Annotated in this window: 17 protein-coding genes and 3 tRNA genes; 15 read left to right on the top strand and 5 right to left on the bottom strand. The window is 70.5% G+C overall.

Features of this window, described 5'->3' with window-relative positions; genetic code table 11:
- Positions 1-12: 12 nt before the first annotated feature.
- Positions 13-693, bottom strand: coding sequence for an NAD(P)H-binding protein (locus KBY19_RS25465; RefSeq protein WP_210966787.1), 681 nt, complete (start codon positions 691-693; stop codon positions 13-15).
- Between the two features lie 241 nt (positions 694-934).
- Positions 935-2,254: a hydrolase gene (locus KBY19_RS25460; protein WP_210956781.1), complete on the bottom strand. Its 1,320-nt coding sequence runs from the start codon at positions 2,252-2,254 to the stop codon at positions 935-937.
- 227 nt (positions 2,255-2,481) lie between these two features.
- Here KBY19_RS25460 and KBY19_RS25455 point away from each other — a divergent pair.
- The 6 genes from KBY19_RS25455 to KBY19_RS25430 all read left to right on the top strand — a co-directional run bounded on the left by KBY19_RS25455 (position 2,482) and on the right by KBY19_RS25430 (position 5,331).
- A tRNA-Thr gene (locus KBY19_RS25455) sits at positions 2,482-2,554 on the top strand.
- A 40-nt stretch (positions 2,555-2,594) separates the two neighbouring features.
- A tRNA-Met gene (locus KBY19_RS25450) sits at positions 2,595-2,667 on the top strand.
- A 90-nt stretch (positions 2,668-2,757) separates the two neighbouring features.
- A complete protein-coding gene (rpmG, locus tag KBY19_RS25445) occupies positions 2,758-2,922 on the top strand; it encodes a 50S ribosomal protein L33 (RefSeq protein ID WP_019354206.1) in 165 nt (54 codons plus the stop codon).
- Positions 2,923-3,165: 243 nt separating this feature from the next.
- Positions 3,166-3,654: a MaoC family dehydratase N-terminal domain-containing protein gene (locus KBY19_RS25440; RefSeq protein WP_099883444.1), complete on the top strand. Its 489-nt coding sequence runs from the start codon at positions 3,166-3,168 to the stop codon at positions 3,652-3,654.
- A gap of 5 nt (positions 3,655-3,659) precedes the next feature.
- The gene (locus KBY19_RS25435; RefSeq protein WP_099886712.1) at positions 3,660-4,094 is read left to right on the top strand and encodes a MaoC family dehydratase; all 435 of its coding nucleotides are present in this window, start codon (positions 3,660-3,662) and stop codon (positions 4,092-4,094) included.
- A 163-nt stretch (positions 4,095-4,257) separates the two neighbouring features.
- The gene (locus tag KBY19_RS25430; RefSeq protein WP_099886713.1) at positions 4,258-5,331 is read left to right on the top strand and encodes a UDP-N-acetylmuramate dehydrogenase; all 1,074 of its coding nucleotides are present in this window, start codon (positions 4,258-4,260) and stop codon (positions 5,329-5,331) included.
- Between the two features lie 30 nt (positions 5,332-5,361).
- On the opposite strand, the gene KBY19_RS25425 is transcribed toward KBY19_RS25430, so the two are convergent.
- Positions 5,362-5,997, bottom strand: a complete 636-nt coding sequence (locus KBY19_RS25425) for an NAD(P)-dependent oxidoreductase (protein ID WP_210966786.1) — start codon at positions 5,995-5,997, stop codon at positions 5,362-5,364.
- A gap of 59 nt (positions 5,998-6,056) precedes the next feature.
- On the opposite strand from KBY19_RS25425, the gene KBY19_RS25420 reads away from it, so the two are divergent.
- On the top strand, positions 6,057-6,704 hold the full coding sequence (locus KBY19_RS25420; RefSeq protein WP_210966785.1) for a TetR/AcrR family transcriptional regulator: 648 nt from the start codon (positions 6,057-6,059) through the stop codon (positions 6,702-6,704).
- Here the strand turns inward: KBY19_RS25420 and KBY19_RS25415 are convergent.
- Positions 6,701-7,738 carry an adenosine deaminase gene (locus tag KBY19_RS25415; protein WP_099883447.1) on the bottom strand — a complete coding sequence of 346 codons (1,038 nt, stop codon included), beginning with the start codon at positions 7,736-7,738 and terminating at the stop codon, positions 6,701-6,703. The two genes, KBY19_RS25420 and KBY19_RS25415, sit on opposite strands and share 4 nt — an antisense overlap.
- A 166-nt stretch (positions 7,739-7,904) precedes the next feature.
- Positions 7,905-9,131, bottom strand: coding sequence for a pyridoxal phosphate-dependent aminotransferase (locus KBY19_RS25410; protein ID WP_099883448.1), 1,227 nt, complete (start codon positions 9,129-9,131; stop codon positions 7,905-7,907).
- Positions 9,132-9,345: 214 nt separating this feature from the next.
- Here KBY19_RS25410 and KBY19_RS25405 point away from each other — a divergent pair.
- The 8 genes from KBY19_RS25405 to rplL all read left to right on the top strand — a co-directional run bounded on the left by KBY19_RS25405 (position 9,346) and on the right by rplL (position 14,790).
- Positions 9,346-9,418: transfer RNA gene (locus KBY19_RS25405), tRNA-Trp, on the top strand.
- A 109-nt stretch (positions 9,419-9,527) separates the two neighbouring features.
- Positions 9,528-9,809, top strand: a complete 282-nt coding sequence (secE, locus tag KBY19_RS25400; protein WP_099883449.1) for a preprotein translocase subunit SecE — start codon at positions 9,528-9,530, stop codon at positions 9,807-9,809.
- A gap of 73 nt (positions 9,810-9,882) precedes the next feature.
- Positions 9,883-10,770 carry a transcription termination/antitermination protein NusG gene (gene nusG, locus KBY19_RS25395; RefSeq protein ID WP_210956784.1) on the top strand — a complete coding sequence of 296 codons (888 nt, stop codon included), beginning with the start codon at positions 9,883-9,885 and terminating at the stop codon, positions 10,768-10,770.
- A 181-nt stretch (positions 10,771-10,951) separates the two neighbouring features.
- Positions 10,952-11,386, top strand: a complete 435-nt coding sequence (gene rplK / locus KBY19_RS25390) for a 50S ribosomal protein L11 (protein WP_099883451.1) — start codon at positions 10,952-10,954, stop codon at positions 11,384-11,386.
- A 79-nt stretch (positions 11,387-11,465) separates the two neighbouring features.
- Positions 11,466-12,188, top strand: coding sequence for a 50S ribosomal protein L1 (gene rplA / locus KBY19_RS25385; protein ID WP_099883452.1), 723 nt, complete (start codon positions 11,466-11,468; stop codon positions 12,186-12,188).
- Positions 12,189-12,496: 308 nt separating this feature from the next.
- Positions 12,497-13,384 (top strand): hypothetical protein, encoded by an 888-nt coding sequence (locus tag KBY19_RS25380; protein WP_099883453.1) that lies wholly within the window; start codon positions 12,497-12,499, stop codon positions 13,382-13,384.
- Positions 13,385-13,693: 309 nt separating this feature from the next.
- Complete coding sequence (rplJ, locus tag KBY19_RS25375; RefSeq protein WP_099883454.1) at positions 13,694-14,266, top strand: 50S ribosomal protein L10; 573 nt, start codon at positions 13,694-13,696, stop codon at positions 14,264-14,266.
- A 134-nt stretch (positions 14,267-14,400) separates the two neighbouring features.
- Positions 14,401-14,790, top strand: a complete 390-nt coding sequence (gene rplL / locus KBY19_RS25370) for a 50S ribosomal protein L7/L12 (RefSeq protein WP_099883455.1) — start codon at positions 14,401-14,403, stop codon at positions 14,788-14,790.
- Positions 14,791-14,955 lie beyond the last annotated feature (165 nt).

The raw sequence follows: 14,955 nt of genomic DNA, 5'->3' as shown, positions 1-14,955 counted from the left end.
TGGTGTGTGACGTCAACTGCCTTCGACCCCGGCCACCTCGTCGATCGCTTCGGGGATCGGCATGCTGCCGCCCACCAGTTCCAGGGTCAGTCCGGCGGTGCGAGGCTCGTCGAGCAGTGCCATGAGGACTGCCGCCACGTCGTCCCTGGTCACCTCGGAGCGGCCGGTCTCGGGGGCCAGGTGGACGCGGCCGGTGCCCGGGTCTTCGGTCAGGCGGCCGGGGCGCAGTACGGTCCAGTCGAGGCCGGCGCGGGCCCGAAGGTCGTCGTCGGCGGCGCCCTTGGCTCGCAGATAGTCGGCGAAGACGGGGTCTATGCCCTCGGGTGTCCCTTCGAGGGAGGCGTCGGCGCGCATCGAGGAGACGATCACATAGCGCCGTACGCCCGCCGCCTGTGCGGCGTCCGCGAACAGGACGGCTGCCTGGTGGTCGACCGTCTTCTTACGGGCGGCGCCGCTGCCCGGTCCGGCACCGGCCGCGAAGACGGCCGCGTCGGCGCCCTCCAGATGCCGTGCGACCTCCTCGACGCTCGCCGTCTCCAGGTCGCACACGACGGGTTCGGCACCCGCCGCCAACAGGTCGCTCGCCTGTTCGGGGCGGCGCACGATGCCCGCCACCCCGTCCCCGCGCCCGGCGAGCAGCCGCTCCAGCCGCAACGCGATCTGACCGTGTCCACCAGCGATAACTGTGCGCATGCCTCGACCGTACGCCCACCGCGACGGCCATCCGCGCACCCGGCCCGTGCAGGCCCCGGCCCGCGCAGGCCCCCGGCCGGCGCACGGCCCGGTCCGTGCCGAGGCAGCCCGCGCAGGCGGCAGCCCTTCAGGCGGGGATCCGCACAACCCGGCTGGTCGTCCGGGCGGTCGCCCCAACGGGTCGCCCGGGCGGATCGCCCCGACCGGTCGCCCCGGCGAGCGGCAGGTGGCCCCCCGTACGTCAGCCCTGCGATTGGCGGGGCAGCCCCAACTCCCGTGCTCCGACCAGGTCGCAGTACTCCCGTACGGCGCTGGTGCGCGCCACCACGCGCCCCCGGTGGACGACGATCCGGCTGTAGGCGAGCGAGAGCGCACCGGACAACTCGTTGCCGCGAACCGCGAGCAGTTCGGCGGGGAAGCCCGCCTCGACGCGTACTTCGGGCAGTCCCATCGCGGCGCGCGCTCGGGTGCTGACCGCCTCGTAGGCGCTGTAGGGGCGGGCCTCGCCGTGGGAGGCGAGCAGATAGGCGGCTTCCAGCGGGTCGCCCCGGCCGACCTGGTTGGCGGCGTCCCGCAGGGCTCCGCTGCCGGCGGCGACCCTGACTCCCGCCGCCGCCAGCACTCGAACGGGTGCGGTCCGGGAGGGTGTGGTGGAGGTGGGGCGCTCCAGGACGCCGCAGTTGCCCTGCGGCAGGCACACCACGGTCACCCCGGCGGCGGCCAGTTGGCCCGCGGCGCGCTGGGCGGCCTGGTGCGGCAGTCCGGCCAGGCCGCCGCACGGGCCGATGGTGACGCCGGGCCGCAGCCCGCCCACCGCCGCGGCGAGCCGGGCGAGGCGCGCCGGATCGCCGGCGTCGGTGTGCAGGTCGACCGGGCAGCCGTGTTCGGCGGCGACCTCCAGTACCGCTTCGATGTAGCCGCCGGGGTCGGGGTCGAGGTCGGGGCAGCCGCCGACGGCCGCGGCGCCCATCTTCACGGCGTCCCGCAGTATCGACAGCCCCTCGGCGCCGGCGGCGCCCGTCAGCAGTCGGGGTACCGCGACGGCGCTCAGGTCGACCAGGCCGCGCAGCGACCTGCGGGCCTGCAGTACCGCTCCCAGGGAGCGCAGCCCGGCGACGTCGCCGATGTGCACATGGGTGCGCAGCGCGGTCGCGCCCTGGCTGAGTTGGAGGAGCGCTGCTTCGGTCGTACGCCGCTGGACGTCCACCGCGGCGGGGTCGGCGGGGTCGGTGCCGTCGGCGCGGTGGTCGGGATCGGGCCGGCCGGGGGGCTCGGCTGTCAGCGCGGTGTCGTAGTGCGCATGGGGCTCGGCGGGGGCGGGGAGCAACAGATAGCCGGACAGGTCGATACGGGTGGCGCCGTCCTGTCCGGTTCCGAGGCTGCCGGCGGTGCCGACGGCCTCGATGCGTTCGCCCACCAGTCGTACGTCGACGGTGCGGCCGTCCGCGAGCCGCGCGCCGCACAGTACGAGGGAGCGTGCCGGGCGGGTGGAATGCCGGGCGGCGGCATCGCGGAAATCCCGCTCCGCCTTTCCCGGTTCCTGCGGCTCGCTGTCGGTCATCTGGCTCCCACGTCGCATCTGGAGACGAGCGTATGACGCGCCGTGAGCGGCGGCGGGGAGGAGGCGAATAGTCGTACCGGTGTGGTGCCGGAGCTGGTTGGGACGGCCGTTGCGGGGTACGTGTGGAGGTACGTGCGCGGCCCGATCGGGGCAGGATCGGCGACCGGCGGCGGCGCCCAATACCGATTTCACGTTTGGCGGCGGGACGTGTAATGTCTTCATCGCTCGCCCCAATAGCTCAGTCGGCAGAGCGTCTCCATGGTAAGGAGAAGGTCAACGGTTCGATTCCGTTTTGGGGCTCTGATGTGAGAGATCTTCCGTCGGGAGGTCGCCGCATCGTGGCGGTGTAGCTCAGTCGGTAGAGCAAGCGGCTCATAATCGCTGTGTCACCGGTTCAAGTCCGGTCACCGCTACTTCACCGACAGTAGCCGGTTGTGGGGTCGGTCCTCCGATCGGCTACTCTTTCTGCGTTAAAACCCGTCCGTTCGTCAAGGAGCACTCACGTGGCTGCCACAGACGTCCGCCCGAAGATCACGCTGGCCTGCGTGGAGTGCAAGGAGCGGAACTACATTACGAAGAAGAACCGGCGCAACAATCCGGACAGGCTTGAGATGAAGAAGTTCTGCCCGCGTGACAACCGGCACACGGTGCACCGCGAGACGCGCTGATTCCTCTCATGCTCTGAGGCCGTCCCCGCTTGTCGGGGTCGGCCTCGTGCTGTGTCCGGAACCTCTGGTTCCGCTCCGGAAGCCCGAGCCTCTGGCACGGCTTCGGAATCCGATGGCCTGGCCCGGCCGTGGACCCTGGGGGGACCCCTGGCGTCCGGTGGGGTCCGGCCGGGCCCCAGGGGGCCACGGCTCGCGAAGCCGTACCGCCGTGAAACCGCCACACTGCCGCAGGAGGCGCCGCCGATGGCACTCGACCAGTCTTTCGTGGGGCGTACGTACCCGCCCAGCAGGCCGTACGAGGTCGGCAGGGAGAAGATCCGCGAGTTCGCGGAGGCCATTGGTGACGACAACCCCGCCTACCGGGACGCCGAGGCCGCCAAGGCGCTCGGTCACCCGGACGTGATCGCGCCGCCCACCTTCGTCTTCTCCGTCTCCTACCAGGAGGCGGAGAGCGTGGTACGTGACCCGAAGCTGGGCCTGGACTACGCCCGGGTGGTCCACCGGGACCAGCAGTTCGCCTACCACCGCCCGGTCCGCGCCGGGGACGTGCTCTCGGTCACCTCCACCATCGAGTCCATCAAGTCCCTGGCGGGCAACGAGGTGCTCGACATCCGCGGTGAGGTCCAGGACGCGGAGGGGCAGCCGGTGGTGACCGTGCACACCAAGCTGGTGGCACGCGCGGTCGAAGCAGGCGGAACCGGCGGAGCGGCCGAAGCGGCCGAAGGGGAGTGACGGAGATGACAGCGCAGATCGCCTATGCCGATGTCGAGGAGGGCACTCAGCTGCCCCTCCGCACCTTTCCCGTGGACCGGGCCCGGCTGGTCCGGTACGCCGGCGCCTCCGGGGACTTCAACCCCATCCACTGGAACGAGCGCTTCGCCAAGGAGGTCGGCCTGCCGGATGTCATCGCGCACGGCATGTTCACCATGGCCGAGGCCGCGCGGGTGATCACCGACTGGACGGGTGATCCCGGCGCGCTGCTGGAGTACGGCGTGCGCTTCACCAAGCCGGTCGTGGTCCCGGACGACGGCCAGGGCGCGGTCATCGAGGTGGCGGCGAAGGTCGCCAAGAAGCTCGACGACCAGGCCCGTACGGTGCAGGTGGACCTGACGGTCACCAGTGCGGGCACCAAGGTGCTGGGCATGTCCCGGGCCGTGGTCGAGCTCGCCTGAGGCGGGCTTCCGGACCGAGCCCGAGAAGTCCTGGACCGTGCCTCCCGAGGACGTGTTCCCGGGCCGGCCCAAGGCCGCGCCCGGCCCGGACCGAGCCGCCCCTGGGCCGGGTCCCGCCCGGCCTGCGGTGGGGCGGCGCGTACGTCCCCGTACGCTGGTGTCCGTGCAGGAACTCTACGTTGACTCCGGTGTCCCTCTGGTCTCGCTCGCCCCGCTGACGACGCTGCGCCTCGGTGGGCCGGCCCAGCGGCTGGTCACGGCGACCACCGACGACGAGGTGGTCGCGGCGGTCCGCGAGGCGGACGACAGCGGCGCTCCGCTGCTGATCATCGCGGGCGGCAGCAATCTCGTCATCGCGGACGAGGGCTTCGAGGGCACCGTCCTGCACATCGCGACCAGCGGTTTCTCGCTCTCCGGTACCAGCTTGGAGCTGGCGGCCGGCGAGAACTGGTCCAACGCCGTCGCGCGCACCGTGGAGGCGGGGCTGGCCGGGATCGAGTGCCTGGCCGGTATCCCGGGCTCCGCGGGCGCCACGCCGATCCAGAACGTGGGCGCGTACGGCCAGGAGGTCTCCAGCACGCTCACCGAGGTCGTCGCCTACGACCGGCGGACGCGCGAGACGGTGACCCTCACGAACGCCGAGTGCGACTTCTCCTACCGGCACAGCCGCTTCAAGGCGGACCCCGCACGCCATGTGGTGTTGCGGGTGCGCTTCGAGCTGGAGGACGCGGAGGGGCTGTCCGCGCCGATCAAGTACGGCGAGACGGCCCGCGTCCTGGGTGTCGAGCCGGGGGACCGGGTGCCTGCCGCCACCGCCCGCGAGGCCGTGCTGCGGCTGCGTGCGGGGAAGGGCATGGTGCTCGACGCCGCCGACCACGACACCTGGTCGGCCGGCTCCTTCTTCACCAACCCGATCCTGGACGACGCCGATTTCGCCGCCTTCGTCGACCGGGTGCGCGACCGGCTCGGGCCCGAGGTGGCGCCCCCGGCCTTTCCGGCGGGGGAGGGGCGGACGAAGACCTCGGCGGCGTGGCTCATCGACAAGGCGGGCTTCACCAAGGGCTACGGCAGCGGCCCGGCCCGGATCTCGACCAAGCACACCCTGGCGCTGACCAACCGGGGCTCGGCCACCACCGCCGACCTGCTGGCGCTGGCCCGTGAGGTGCGCGAAGGGGTGCGGGCCGCCTTCGGTATCACCCTCACCAACGAGCCGGTGATGGTCGGCTGCGCGCTGTGAGCGCTGTCGGTGGCCCTCCCGGGGCGCCGCTCAGTTGGCCACGCCGATGATCTTCCTCTCGGTGGTCGTGTCGTCCACCATCGCCAGCATCGCGGCCGCCAGGTCGGTCCGTGTGATGCGCAGCCGCCCCGGTACGGCCGTGCCCTCGCGCAGTCGCCAGTGGCCGGTGCCGGGCCGGTCGGTGAGCTGCGGCGGACGTACGACGGTCCACCGCAGCGCGCTGCCGCGAATCTCCTCCTCCATCACGGCCAGGTCCGCGTAGACGTCCTTGAAGGCGCGACGCACCAGGGGCAGCACCACCGCGCGGTGCAGCCGGCCCTCGTCGTGCGGCTGGGTGCCGACCGGCGCCGCGCTGATCGCGACGTAGCGCTCCACGCCCTCGGCCTCCAGCGCGCGCAGGATGGCGCGGGTTCCGGCGGAGGCGATGCCCGCGCCCTTGTTGCCGGGGGCGCCGAGTCCCGACAGCGCCGCGTCGGCGCCGGCGACCAGGGGGCGCAGCGCCTCGGGGTCGCGGACATCGGCGGTGGCGACCTCCAGCAGGTCGTGCCGTACGGGCAGCCGGCCGGGGTCGCGTACCACGGCTGTCACCTTGTGACCGGCGTCCAGCGCCTGCCGTGCCAACTGCTGTCCGCTGCCTCCGGTGGCGCCGAAGATCGTGTAGCGCATGCCGCTCTACCTCTCCACTGAGGGGTGGGTGAGTATTCACTTACCGCTAGAGTGGGTGAATGCCCACTCACAAGTCAACCCGGCAGACGCGGCCCACCCGCGAGCGCATCCTCGACGCCGCAGCCCAGCTGCTGCGCACCATCGGCCTGGCCCGCACCACCACGAAGGAGATCGCCCGGGCGGCCGGCTGCTCCGAGGCAGCGCTCTACAAGCACTTCTCCGGCAAGGAGGAGATCTTCGTACGCGTCCTGCACGACCGGCTGCCCCGCCTCAACCCGCTGCTGAACGAGCTCGCCAAGGACGCGGGGGAGCGCGGACTGGAGCGCAACCTCACCGAGGTCGCCGAGCACGCGGCCCTCTTCTACGAGCAGAGCGTCCCCATCGCGGCGTCCCTGTTCGCCGAGCCGACCCTCAAACGGCGCCACTTCGAAGGCGTACGCGAGCTCGGCGTGGGCCCTCGCACGCCGTTGGTCGCCCTGGCCGCCTATCTACGGGCCGAGCGGGAACGCGGGGCCGTGCGACCGGACGCCGATGTCGACGCCGCCGCCGCCCTGCTGCTCGGCGCCTGCTCGCAGCGCGCCTTCCTCTACGACTTCGCCGACGGGGAGTGCCCCGAGCAGCCGCTGGGCGAGTTCGTACGCGGTCTCGTGAGCACCCTGCTGCACGCACTGGTCCCGGCCGGGGGCCACGACTCCACCGCGGGCTAGCCCGGTTCGGCCGCCAGCCAGGCGTCGATGTCGGCCAGCACCTCGTCCCGCAGGTCCCGCGGCATGGAGGCGCCCCGCACCGACTGCCGGGCCAGTTCCGCCAGCTCGGCGTCCGAGAAGCCGTGCACCCGGCGTACCAGTTCGTACTGTTCCGCCAGCCGCGAGCCGAACAGCAGCGGGTCGTCGGCGCCGAGCGCCATCGGCACGCCGGCGTCCCACAGCGTCCGGACCGGTACGTCCTCCGCCTTGTCGTAGACGCCCAGCGCCACATTGGAGGCGGGGCAGACCTCGCAGGTGACCTGCCGTTCGGCCAGCCGCGCCAGCAGCCAGGGGTCCTCGGCGGCCCGCACCCCGTGGCCGACGCGGGAGGCGCGCAGATCGTCCAGGCAGTCCCGTACGCTGCTCGGCCCGGACAACTCGCCCCCGTGCGGCGCCGCGAGCAGTCCGCCCTCCCGGGCGATGGTGAAGGCGCGGTCGAAGTCGCGCGCGAAGCCGCGCCGTTCATCGTTGGAGAGCCCGAAACCGACGATGCCGCGGTCCCGGTAGCGCACCGCGAGCCGGGCCAGCGTACGGGCGTCCAGCGGGTGCTTCATCCGGTTCGCCGCCACCAGTACCCGGATGCCCAGCCCGGTCTGCCGGGAGGCGGACTCCACCGCGTCCAGGATGATCTCCAGCGCGGGGGTCAGGCCACCGAGCCGGGGCGCGTACGAGGTGGGATCGACCTGGATCTCCAGCCAGCGCGAACCGTCCCGTACGTCCTCCTGTGCGGCCTCCCGCACCAGCCGCTGGATGTCCTCGGGCTCCCGCAGGCACGACCGCGCCAGGTCGTACAGCCGCTGGAACCGGAACCAGCCGCGCTCGTCGGTCGCCCGCAGCTTGGGGGGCTCACCCCCGCTCAGCGCCTCGGGCAGGTGCACGCCGTACTTGTCGGCCAGTTCCAGCAGCGTGGAGGGGCGCATCGACCCGGTGAAGTGCAGATGCAGATGGGCTTTCGGCAGCGTACGCGGGTCCCGCTCTCCGGAAGAGTGCAACATCCCAAGATCCTGCCGTATCCGGGCGCCGGGGAGGTAGCCGGTTCTCGTAAGGGGGCGCTCCCGAAAACGCGAGCGGGGCCCGGGGTGTGCCCGGGCCCCGCTTCGCCGAGGGAGCCGAGAGAGGGGAGGAGGTGGCGGGGACGGCCCCGCACCGCTCCCCGCGCGGCTAGCTCAGCAGCTTCTGGATCCGCGAGACGCCCTCCACCAGGTCCTCGTCGCCCAGTGCGTAGGACAGCCGCAGATAGCCGGGGGTGCCGAAGGCCTCGCCCGGTACGACCGCGACCTCGGCCTCTTCCAGGATCAGCGCGGCCAGCTCGACGGTGGTGGCGGGCCGCTTGCCGCGGATCTCCTTGCCCAGCAGCGCCTTGACCGACGGGTAGGCGTAGAACGCGCCCTCCGGCTCCGGGCAGAAGACGCCGTCGATCTCGTTGAGCATCCGCACGATGGTGCGGCGGCGCCGGTCGAACGCCTCGCGCATCGCTGCCACGGCGTCCAGATCGCCTGACACGGCGGCCAGCGCTGCGGCCTGCGAGACGTTGCTGACGTTGGAGGTGGCGTGCGACTGGAGGTTCGTCGCGGCCTTGATCACGTCCTGCGGGCCGATGAGCCAGCCGACGCGCCACCCGGTCATGGCGTACGTCTTGGCCACGCCGTTGACGACCACGCACTTGTCGCGCAGCTCGGGCACGACGGCAGGCAGCGAGGTGAACTGCGCGTCGCCGTAGACCAGGTGCTCGTAGATCTCGTCGGTGAGCACCCACAGCCCGTGCTCCAGCGCCCAGCGGCCGATCTCCTCGACCTGCTCGCGCGGGTAGACGGCGCCGGTCGGGTTGGAGGGCGAGACGAACAGCAGCACCTTCGTCTTCTCGGTGCGCGCGGCCTCCAACTGGTCGACGGAGACCCGGTATCCGGTGGTCTCGTCCGCGGTCACCTCGACCGGGACGCCGCCCGCGAGCCGGATCGACTCGGGGTAGGTGGTCCAGTAGGGCGCGGGCACGATGACCTCGTCGCCCGGGTCGAGCAGCGCGGCGAACGCCTCGTAGATCGCCTGCTTGCCGCCGTTGGTGACGAGCACCTGGGACGCGTCGATCTCGTAACCGGAGTCACGGAGAGTCTTGTCGGCGAGGGCGGACTTCAGTTCGGGGAGTCCGCCCGCGGGGGAGTAGCGGTGGTTCTTCGGGTCGCGCGCCGCGTTCACGGCCGCCTCGACGATGTAGTCGGGCGTCGGGAAGTCGGGCTCGCCGGCGCCGAACCCGATCACGGGGCGACCGGCGGCCTTCAACGCCTTGGCCTTGGCGTCCACGGCCAGCGTCGCGGACTCGGAGATCGCGCTGATACGGGCCGACAGACGTCGCTCGGACGGGGACTGTGCAGGGGGAGTCGCTGCGCTCATAGAGGCATGTTCCCAGACCCGGCAGCCGCAGGGCACGGGGGTTTGGCGGCGGCCGGATCACAGCACACGGCGGCGGGCGGACCGCATCCTGTTCGACGCCCGGCCGCAGAGCACGTACACTCTCACGTCGTTGGCCTTCAACCGTCAGTCACAGCGTGTTCTTGCCGCGCACTCCATGCGACTGCATGGATGCGGTAGGTTGAGGGGAAGACAAAGGGTCGTAGCTCAATTGGTAGAGCACTGGTCTCCAAAACCAGCGGTTGGGGGTTCGAGTCCCTCCGGCCCTGCTACACACACCGGCTGTGTGCTTGCGTAAGTATGGAACTGCACTTAATTGCACCGCCGTGCGGCCGGGCCGGACGCCGCAGGGCAACGACCCGGATCAGGTGAGGACGAGTGACGGAGATCACGGACACCACCGAGGTCCCCGAGCCCGGAGGGTCGTCCGAAGGCAAGAAGCCCCGTAAGGGCGGAAAGCGGGCGAAGAAGGGGCCGGTGGCCCGGCTCGCTCTTTTCTACCGCCAGATCGTCGCGGAGCTTCGGAAGGTCGTCTGGCCGACGCGGCAGCAGCTTTCCACGTACACGAGCGTGGTGATCGTCTTTGTCATCATCATCATCGCTTTGGTGTTCGTGATTGACTATGGGCTGACCGAAGTCATGAAACACGTCTTCGGCTGACCCTCCGCGCAGAGCCCCCTCCGCGGGGCTTTCCGCATGTTCGACCCCTTGAAGCCAGGAAGAAGCAGCCACCGTGTCTGAGCCGAACATGAACGATGCCGTCGAGCCCGCCGAGGGCGACGACACGGCGCGCGACATCGTCGAGGCAGCGGACAGCAGCGTCGACCGGGCGGAAGCCGCCGAGACCGCTGCCGGTGAGCCCGCCGAGGAGGCCGCCGTCCGCGAGGAGGGCGACGCCGAGGTCGCAGCCTCCGCCGAGGAGACCGCCGAAGCCGAGGCCGAGGAGGCCGTAGCGGCAGAGGCCGAGGAGGCCGAAGGGGCCGAGGAGGAGCAGGTCGACCCCGTCGCCCAGCTCCGCGAGGAGCTGCGCTTCCTGCCCGGCGAGTGGTACGTGATCCACACCTACGCCGGCTACGAGAACCGGGTGAAGACCAACCTGGAGCAGCGCGCCGTCTCGCTCAACGTCGAGGACTTCATCTTCCAGGCCGAGGTGCCGCAGGAAGAGGTCGTCCAGATCAAGAACGGCGACCGCCGCACCGTGCGGCAGAACAAGCTGCCCGGCTATGTGCTGGTCCGGATGGACCTGACCAACGAGTCGTGGGGCGTCGTGCGCAACACCCCCGGTGTCACCGGCTTCGTCGGCAACGCCTACGACCCGTACCCGCTGACCCTCGACGAGATCGTCAAGATGCTCGCCCCCGAGGCCGAGGAGAAGGCCGCCAAGGCCGCCGCGGCCGACGAGGAGGGCAAGCCGGCCGGCGGTCCGGGGCGCAAGGTGGAGGTCCAGGTCCTCGACTTCGAGGTCGGCGACTCGGTCACCGTCACCGACGGCCCGTTCGCCACCCTCCAGGCGACCATCAACGAGATCAACGCCGACTCGAAGAAGGTCAAGGGCCTCGTCGAGATCTTCGGCCGCGAGACGCCGGTCGAGCTGAGCTTCGACCAGATCCAGAAGAACTGATCCCACCCTGCCCCCCACGGGCGGGAAAACCAGCTTCCGGACAGGTCAGGAAGGGCGCTCGCGCCCTTCCTGACCTGCTCGGTTTCAAGCCGCGGAACGGTACGGGCTATCGTTGTGCGGTATGCCTCCGCCCGGGTGAAGGGTGGGGGAGAGTCGCAACTCACCAGGACCCGGAGAGAACATGCCTCCCAAGAAGAAGAAGGTCGCGGGGCTGATCAAGCTCCAGATCCAGGCCGGCGCAGCCAACCCGGCTCCGCCGGTCGGCCCGGCGCTGGGTCAGCACGGCGTCAACATCATGGAGTTCTGCAAGGCCTACAACGCCGCGACCGAGTCGCAGCGTGGCTGGGTGATCCCGGTGGAGATCACGGTCTACGAGGACCGCTCCTTCACCTTCATCACCAAGACGCCGCCGGCCTCCAAGATGATCCTCAAGGCCGCGGGCGTCGAGAAGGGCTCCGGCACCCCGCACACCACCAAGGTCGCCAAGATCACCCGTGACCAGGTGCGCGAGATCGCCACGACCAAGATGCCCGACCTCAACGCCAACAACCTGGACCAGGCGGAGAAGATCATCGCCGGTACCGCCCGTTCCATGGGTGTGACCGTCGAGGGCTGAGCCCCCGGCACCCGTTCCCACCCCCGTGGCAGGGCCAAGCGCTGGCCCGCACCACGACTCCATACCGTCAGGAGCAGCAGTGAAGCGCAGCAAGACACTCCGCGCAGCGGACGAGAAGATCGACAGGACGCGTCAGTACGCGCCCCTGGAGGCCGTCCGTCTCGCCAAGGAGACCTCCACGAAGAACTTCGACGCGACCGTCGAGGTCGCCATGCGCCTGGGTGTCGACCCGCGCAAGGCCGACCAGATGGTCCGCGGCACCGTCAACCTCCCGCACGGCACCGGTAAGACCGCCCGGGTCCTGGTCTTCGCGACCGGCGACCGTGCTGCGGCGGCGGAGGCCGCTGGGGCCGACATCGTCGGCTCCGACGAGCTCATCGAGGAGGTCGCCGGCGGTCGTCTCGACTTCGATGCCGTCGTCGCCACCCCGGACCTGATGGGCAAGGTCGGCCGTCTCGGCCGGGTGCTCGGTCCGCGTGGTCTGATGCCGAACCCGAAGACCGGCACCGTCACCCCCGACGTGGCCAAGGCCGTGGGCGACATCAAGGGCGGCAAGATCGAGTTCCGCGTCGACAAGCACGCCAACCTGCACTTCATCATCGGCAAGGCGTCCTTCGACGAGCAGCAGCTCGTCGAGAACTACGCCGCCGCCCTTGAGGAGATCACCAGGCTGAAGCCCGCGGCGGCGAAGGGCCGGTACATCAAGAAGGCATCCTTCACCACCACGATGGGCCCCGGCATCCCGGTCGACCCGAACCGCACCCGCAACCTCCTCGTCGAGGAGGACCCGGCCGCGGCCTGATCCGCGACCGGCCCGCAGGCACCGAAGGCCGGTGCCCGCCCTCTCGGGGGTGGGCACCGGCCTTCGCCGTTGTCCGTACGGTCGGGACGTCTGTTGTCCATGCGTTCGGACGTTCGCCGCTCCTGCGTCCGAACGTCTGCTGTCCGCGTGCGATGTCCGTCTGCCGCCGTGTCCTGTCGAGACCTGCCGTCCTGGGCAGTCGGCGGAACCCGTACCGGTGTGGGCTGCGTCTCCGCTGTTGCGTAAGGTGCGGGTAAAGAACGGGGGCCCTGTTCCGGGCCCGTCCAGCAACAGGGGGGCTGAGTCCCATGCGGAAGACCAGGATGGCGGCGACCGCCGCGGGTATCGCGCTGATAGCCGGGCTGACGGCGTGCGGCGGCGAGAAGGCGGACGGCGGCAACGGCAGCGGGGGCGGCGGCAACGAGGCCAAGGGCGGCGACTCGGCGCTGCAGGGCGCCCTGGCAGCGCTGAAGAAGGCGTCGACGGCCACCGACAAGCAGCACTCCGCCAAGGTCGAGGGCGTCAACAAGCAGACGTCCCAGGGCAGGACCATGAGCACCAGGATGAAGGGCGCCTTCGACTGGTCCGGCGGCGGAATGAAGGGTGAGGCCGATCTCACCATGGGTGGCGGTGCCCAGTCGGCGAAGGCCATCTACCTGCCCGACGCGATGTTCGTCCAGCCCGCGGCCGGCGCCCCCGGCGGCAAGAAGTGGATGAAGTACGACTACGACACGCTGGCCGAGAAGGGCGGCGCCTCCGGCGCCATGCTCAAGGACCAGATGCAGAACAACAACCCGGCGCGCTCGGTCCAGCTCGTGCTGGCCTCGGGCAAGGTCAAGGCGCTGGGTACCGAGACGGTGCGGGGCAAGAAGACCACCCACTACTCCGGCACGATCTCCGTCTCCGAGCTGACCCGGATGCAGTCGAAGGACCTCTCGGAGAAGGACCTTCAGGCCCTTGAGCAGCAGTTCAAGCAGCAGGGTCTGAAGAAGGAGAAGATCGATCTGTGGATCGATGAGAACGACCTGCTGGTGAAGAAGCACGAGGTCGCCAAGAGCACCGACGGCGCCACCGGCATCGACGCCACCAACTACTACACGGACTACGGCACCTCCGTGGAGGTGACCGCCCCGCCCGCCGGCGAGACGACGGACGCCGCGGGTCTGATGACGCAGAACGGCGGCCGTAGCAGCTGACCGCCCGACCGGCCCGGCTGAGCGCCCGGCCGGCCGGAACGGGCCCGGGACCGGATTTGCCGGTCCCGGGCCCGTTCGCGTAGTCTCCATACGAAGCCAAAGACCGCTGGTCGTCGTCGTGCGCACTCAGAGCGCCGACGGCCGAAGGATCCGCTCGCTGCGGACGACCCGCGCAGGTGATTGAGGAAGAACTCCCGAGGCGCTGCCCGCATCTCGGTCGAGTCGACGCCCCATGCGCCTGCGCTGGGGCGTTTGTCGTGTTCAGCCCCTTCCGAGCGGTCCTCATCACCCGGAAGGAGGCCGAGGCCCATGGCGAGGGAACAGGTCGCTCCCGACAAGATCGCAGCCGTCGACGAGATCACGGACAAGTTCCGTGGCTCCAACGCCGCTGTGGTCACCGCGTACACCGGACTCTCCGTGGCTCAGCTCAAGGAGCTGCGTCGTGCGCTCGGTGACAACGCTCAGTACCGAGTGGTGAAGAACACGCTGACCAAGATCGCGGCCAACGAGGCCGGGATCAACGAGCTCGACGAGTTCCTGACGGGCTCCTCGGCTGTCGCCTTCGTGACCGGTGACCCGGTCGAGGCGGCGAAGGGTCTTCGTGACTTCGCCAAGGAGAACCCCGCCCTCGTGATCAAGGGCGGCATCGTCGACGGTGCGCTGTACGGCGCCGACGACCTCAAGAAGCTCGCGGACCTCGAGTCCCGCGAGGTGCTGCTCGCCAAGCTGGCCGGTGGCATGAAGGCGTCCATGGCGAAGGCCGCGGCGACCTTCCAGGCCCCGCTCTCGAAGTTCGTCCGCACCGCGGACGCGCTTCGCAGCAAGGTCGAAGAGCAGGGCGGTGCCGACACCACGGCTCCCGCCGAGACCGAGTCCGAGTAAGGACCGTGACCGGTGGCCCGTGACAACGGGTGACCGGCAGCGACCGGTAACTCAGCGTACTCGGTCACAGCGGGCCGTAAGCCCGCCGACATATTGATCCGGCACCAGCCGACCGAAGTGGAAGGACCACAACCATGGCGAAGCTCAGCCAGGACGAACTGCTTGCCCAGTTCGAGGAGATGACCCTCATCGAGCTGTCGGACTTCGTGAAGAAGTTCGAGGAGAAGTTCGACGTCGAGGCCGCCGCCCCGGCCGCCGCCGTCGTCGCCGCCCCGGGTGCCCCGGGTGCCGCCGCCGAGGCCGAGCCCGAGCAGGACGAGTTCGACGTCATCCTGACCGGCGCCGGCGACAAGAAGATCCAGGTCATCAAGGTCGTGCGCGAGCTGACCTCGCTCGGCCTGAAGGAGGCCAAGGAGCTCGTGGACGGCACCCCGAAGCCGGTCCTCGAGAAGGTCGCCAAGGACGCCGCCGACAAGGCCAAGGAGTCCCTCGAGGGCGCCGGCGCCTCGGTCGAGGTCAAGTGACCCGACTCGATGAGTCACCGGCTCGGCGAGCTGCCGGCCCTCTCGGCCGTCGGCTCGCGGAGTCATCGCGGTAGACCGTCGGCTACCCCGCGCGGGTAGCCGTGGTGCGAAGGGCGCTCACCCCGACGGGGGGTCGCCCTTCGCCGGGGCGGGGCGGGCGGGGTC

Source organism: Streptomyces sp. B15, assembly GCF_018070605.1.
Classification (GTDB): Bacteria; Actinomycetota; Actinomycetes; order Streptomycetales; family Streptomycetaceae; genus Streptomyces; species Streptomyces smyrnaeus.
Note: the sequence above shows the minus strand (reverse complement) of the source record. Positions and strands in the feature narration are given on the sequence as shown.

Excerpts from the sequence above, each read along its gene's own strand:
- rplK (WP_099883451.1), top strand. The coding sequence starts at position 10,952 with ATGCCTCCCAAGAAGAAGAAGGTCGCGGGGCTGATCAAGCTCCAGATC.
- rplL (WP_099883455.1), top strand. The coding sequence starts at position 14,401 with ATGGCGAAGCTCAGCCAGGACGAACTGCTTGCCCAGTTCGAGGAGATG.
- KBY19_RS25460 (WP_210956781.1), bottom strand. The coding sequence starts at position 2,254 with ATGACCGACAGCGAGCCGCAGGAACCGGGAAAGGCGGAGCGGGATTTC.
- KBY19_RS25440 (WP_099883444.1), top strand. The coding sequence starts at position 3,166 with ATGGCACTCGACCAGTCTTTCGTGGGGCGTACGTACCCGCCCAGCAGG.
- KBY19_RS25465 (WP_210966787.1), bottom strand. The coding sequence starts at position 693 with ATGCGCACAGTTATCGCTGGTGGACACGGTCAGATCGCGTTGCGGCTG.
- KBY19_RS25380 (WP_099883453.1), top strand. The coding sequence starts at position 12,497 with ATGCGGAAGACCAGGATGGCGGCGACCGCCGCGGGTATCGCGCTGATA.
- rplJ (WP_099883454.1), top strand. The coding sequence starts at position 13,694 with ATGGCGAGGGAACAGGTCGCTCCCGACAAGATCGCAGCCGTCGACGAG.
- KBY19_RS25410 (WP_099883448.1), bottom strand. The coding sequence starts at position 9,131 with ATGAGCGCAGCGACTCCCCCTGCACAGTCCCCGTCCGAGCGACGTCTG.
- KBY19_RS25420 (WP_210966785.1), top strand. The coding sequence starts at position 6,057 with ATGCCCACTCACAAGTCAACCCGGCAGACGCGGCCCACCCGCGAGCGC.
- KBY19_RS25415 (WP_099883447.1), bottom strand. The coding sequence starts at position 7,738 with ATGTTGCACTCTTCCGGAGAGCGGGACCCGCGTACGCTGCCGAAAGCC.
- KBY19_RS25435 (WP_099886712.1), top strand. The coding sequence starts at position 3,660 with ATGACAGCGCAGATCGCCTATGCCGATGTCGAGGAGGGCACTCAGCTG.
- KBY19_RS25425 (WP_210966786.1), bottom strand. The coding sequence starts at position 5,997 with ATGCGCTACACGATCTTCGGCGCCACCGGAGGCAGCGGACAGCAGTTG.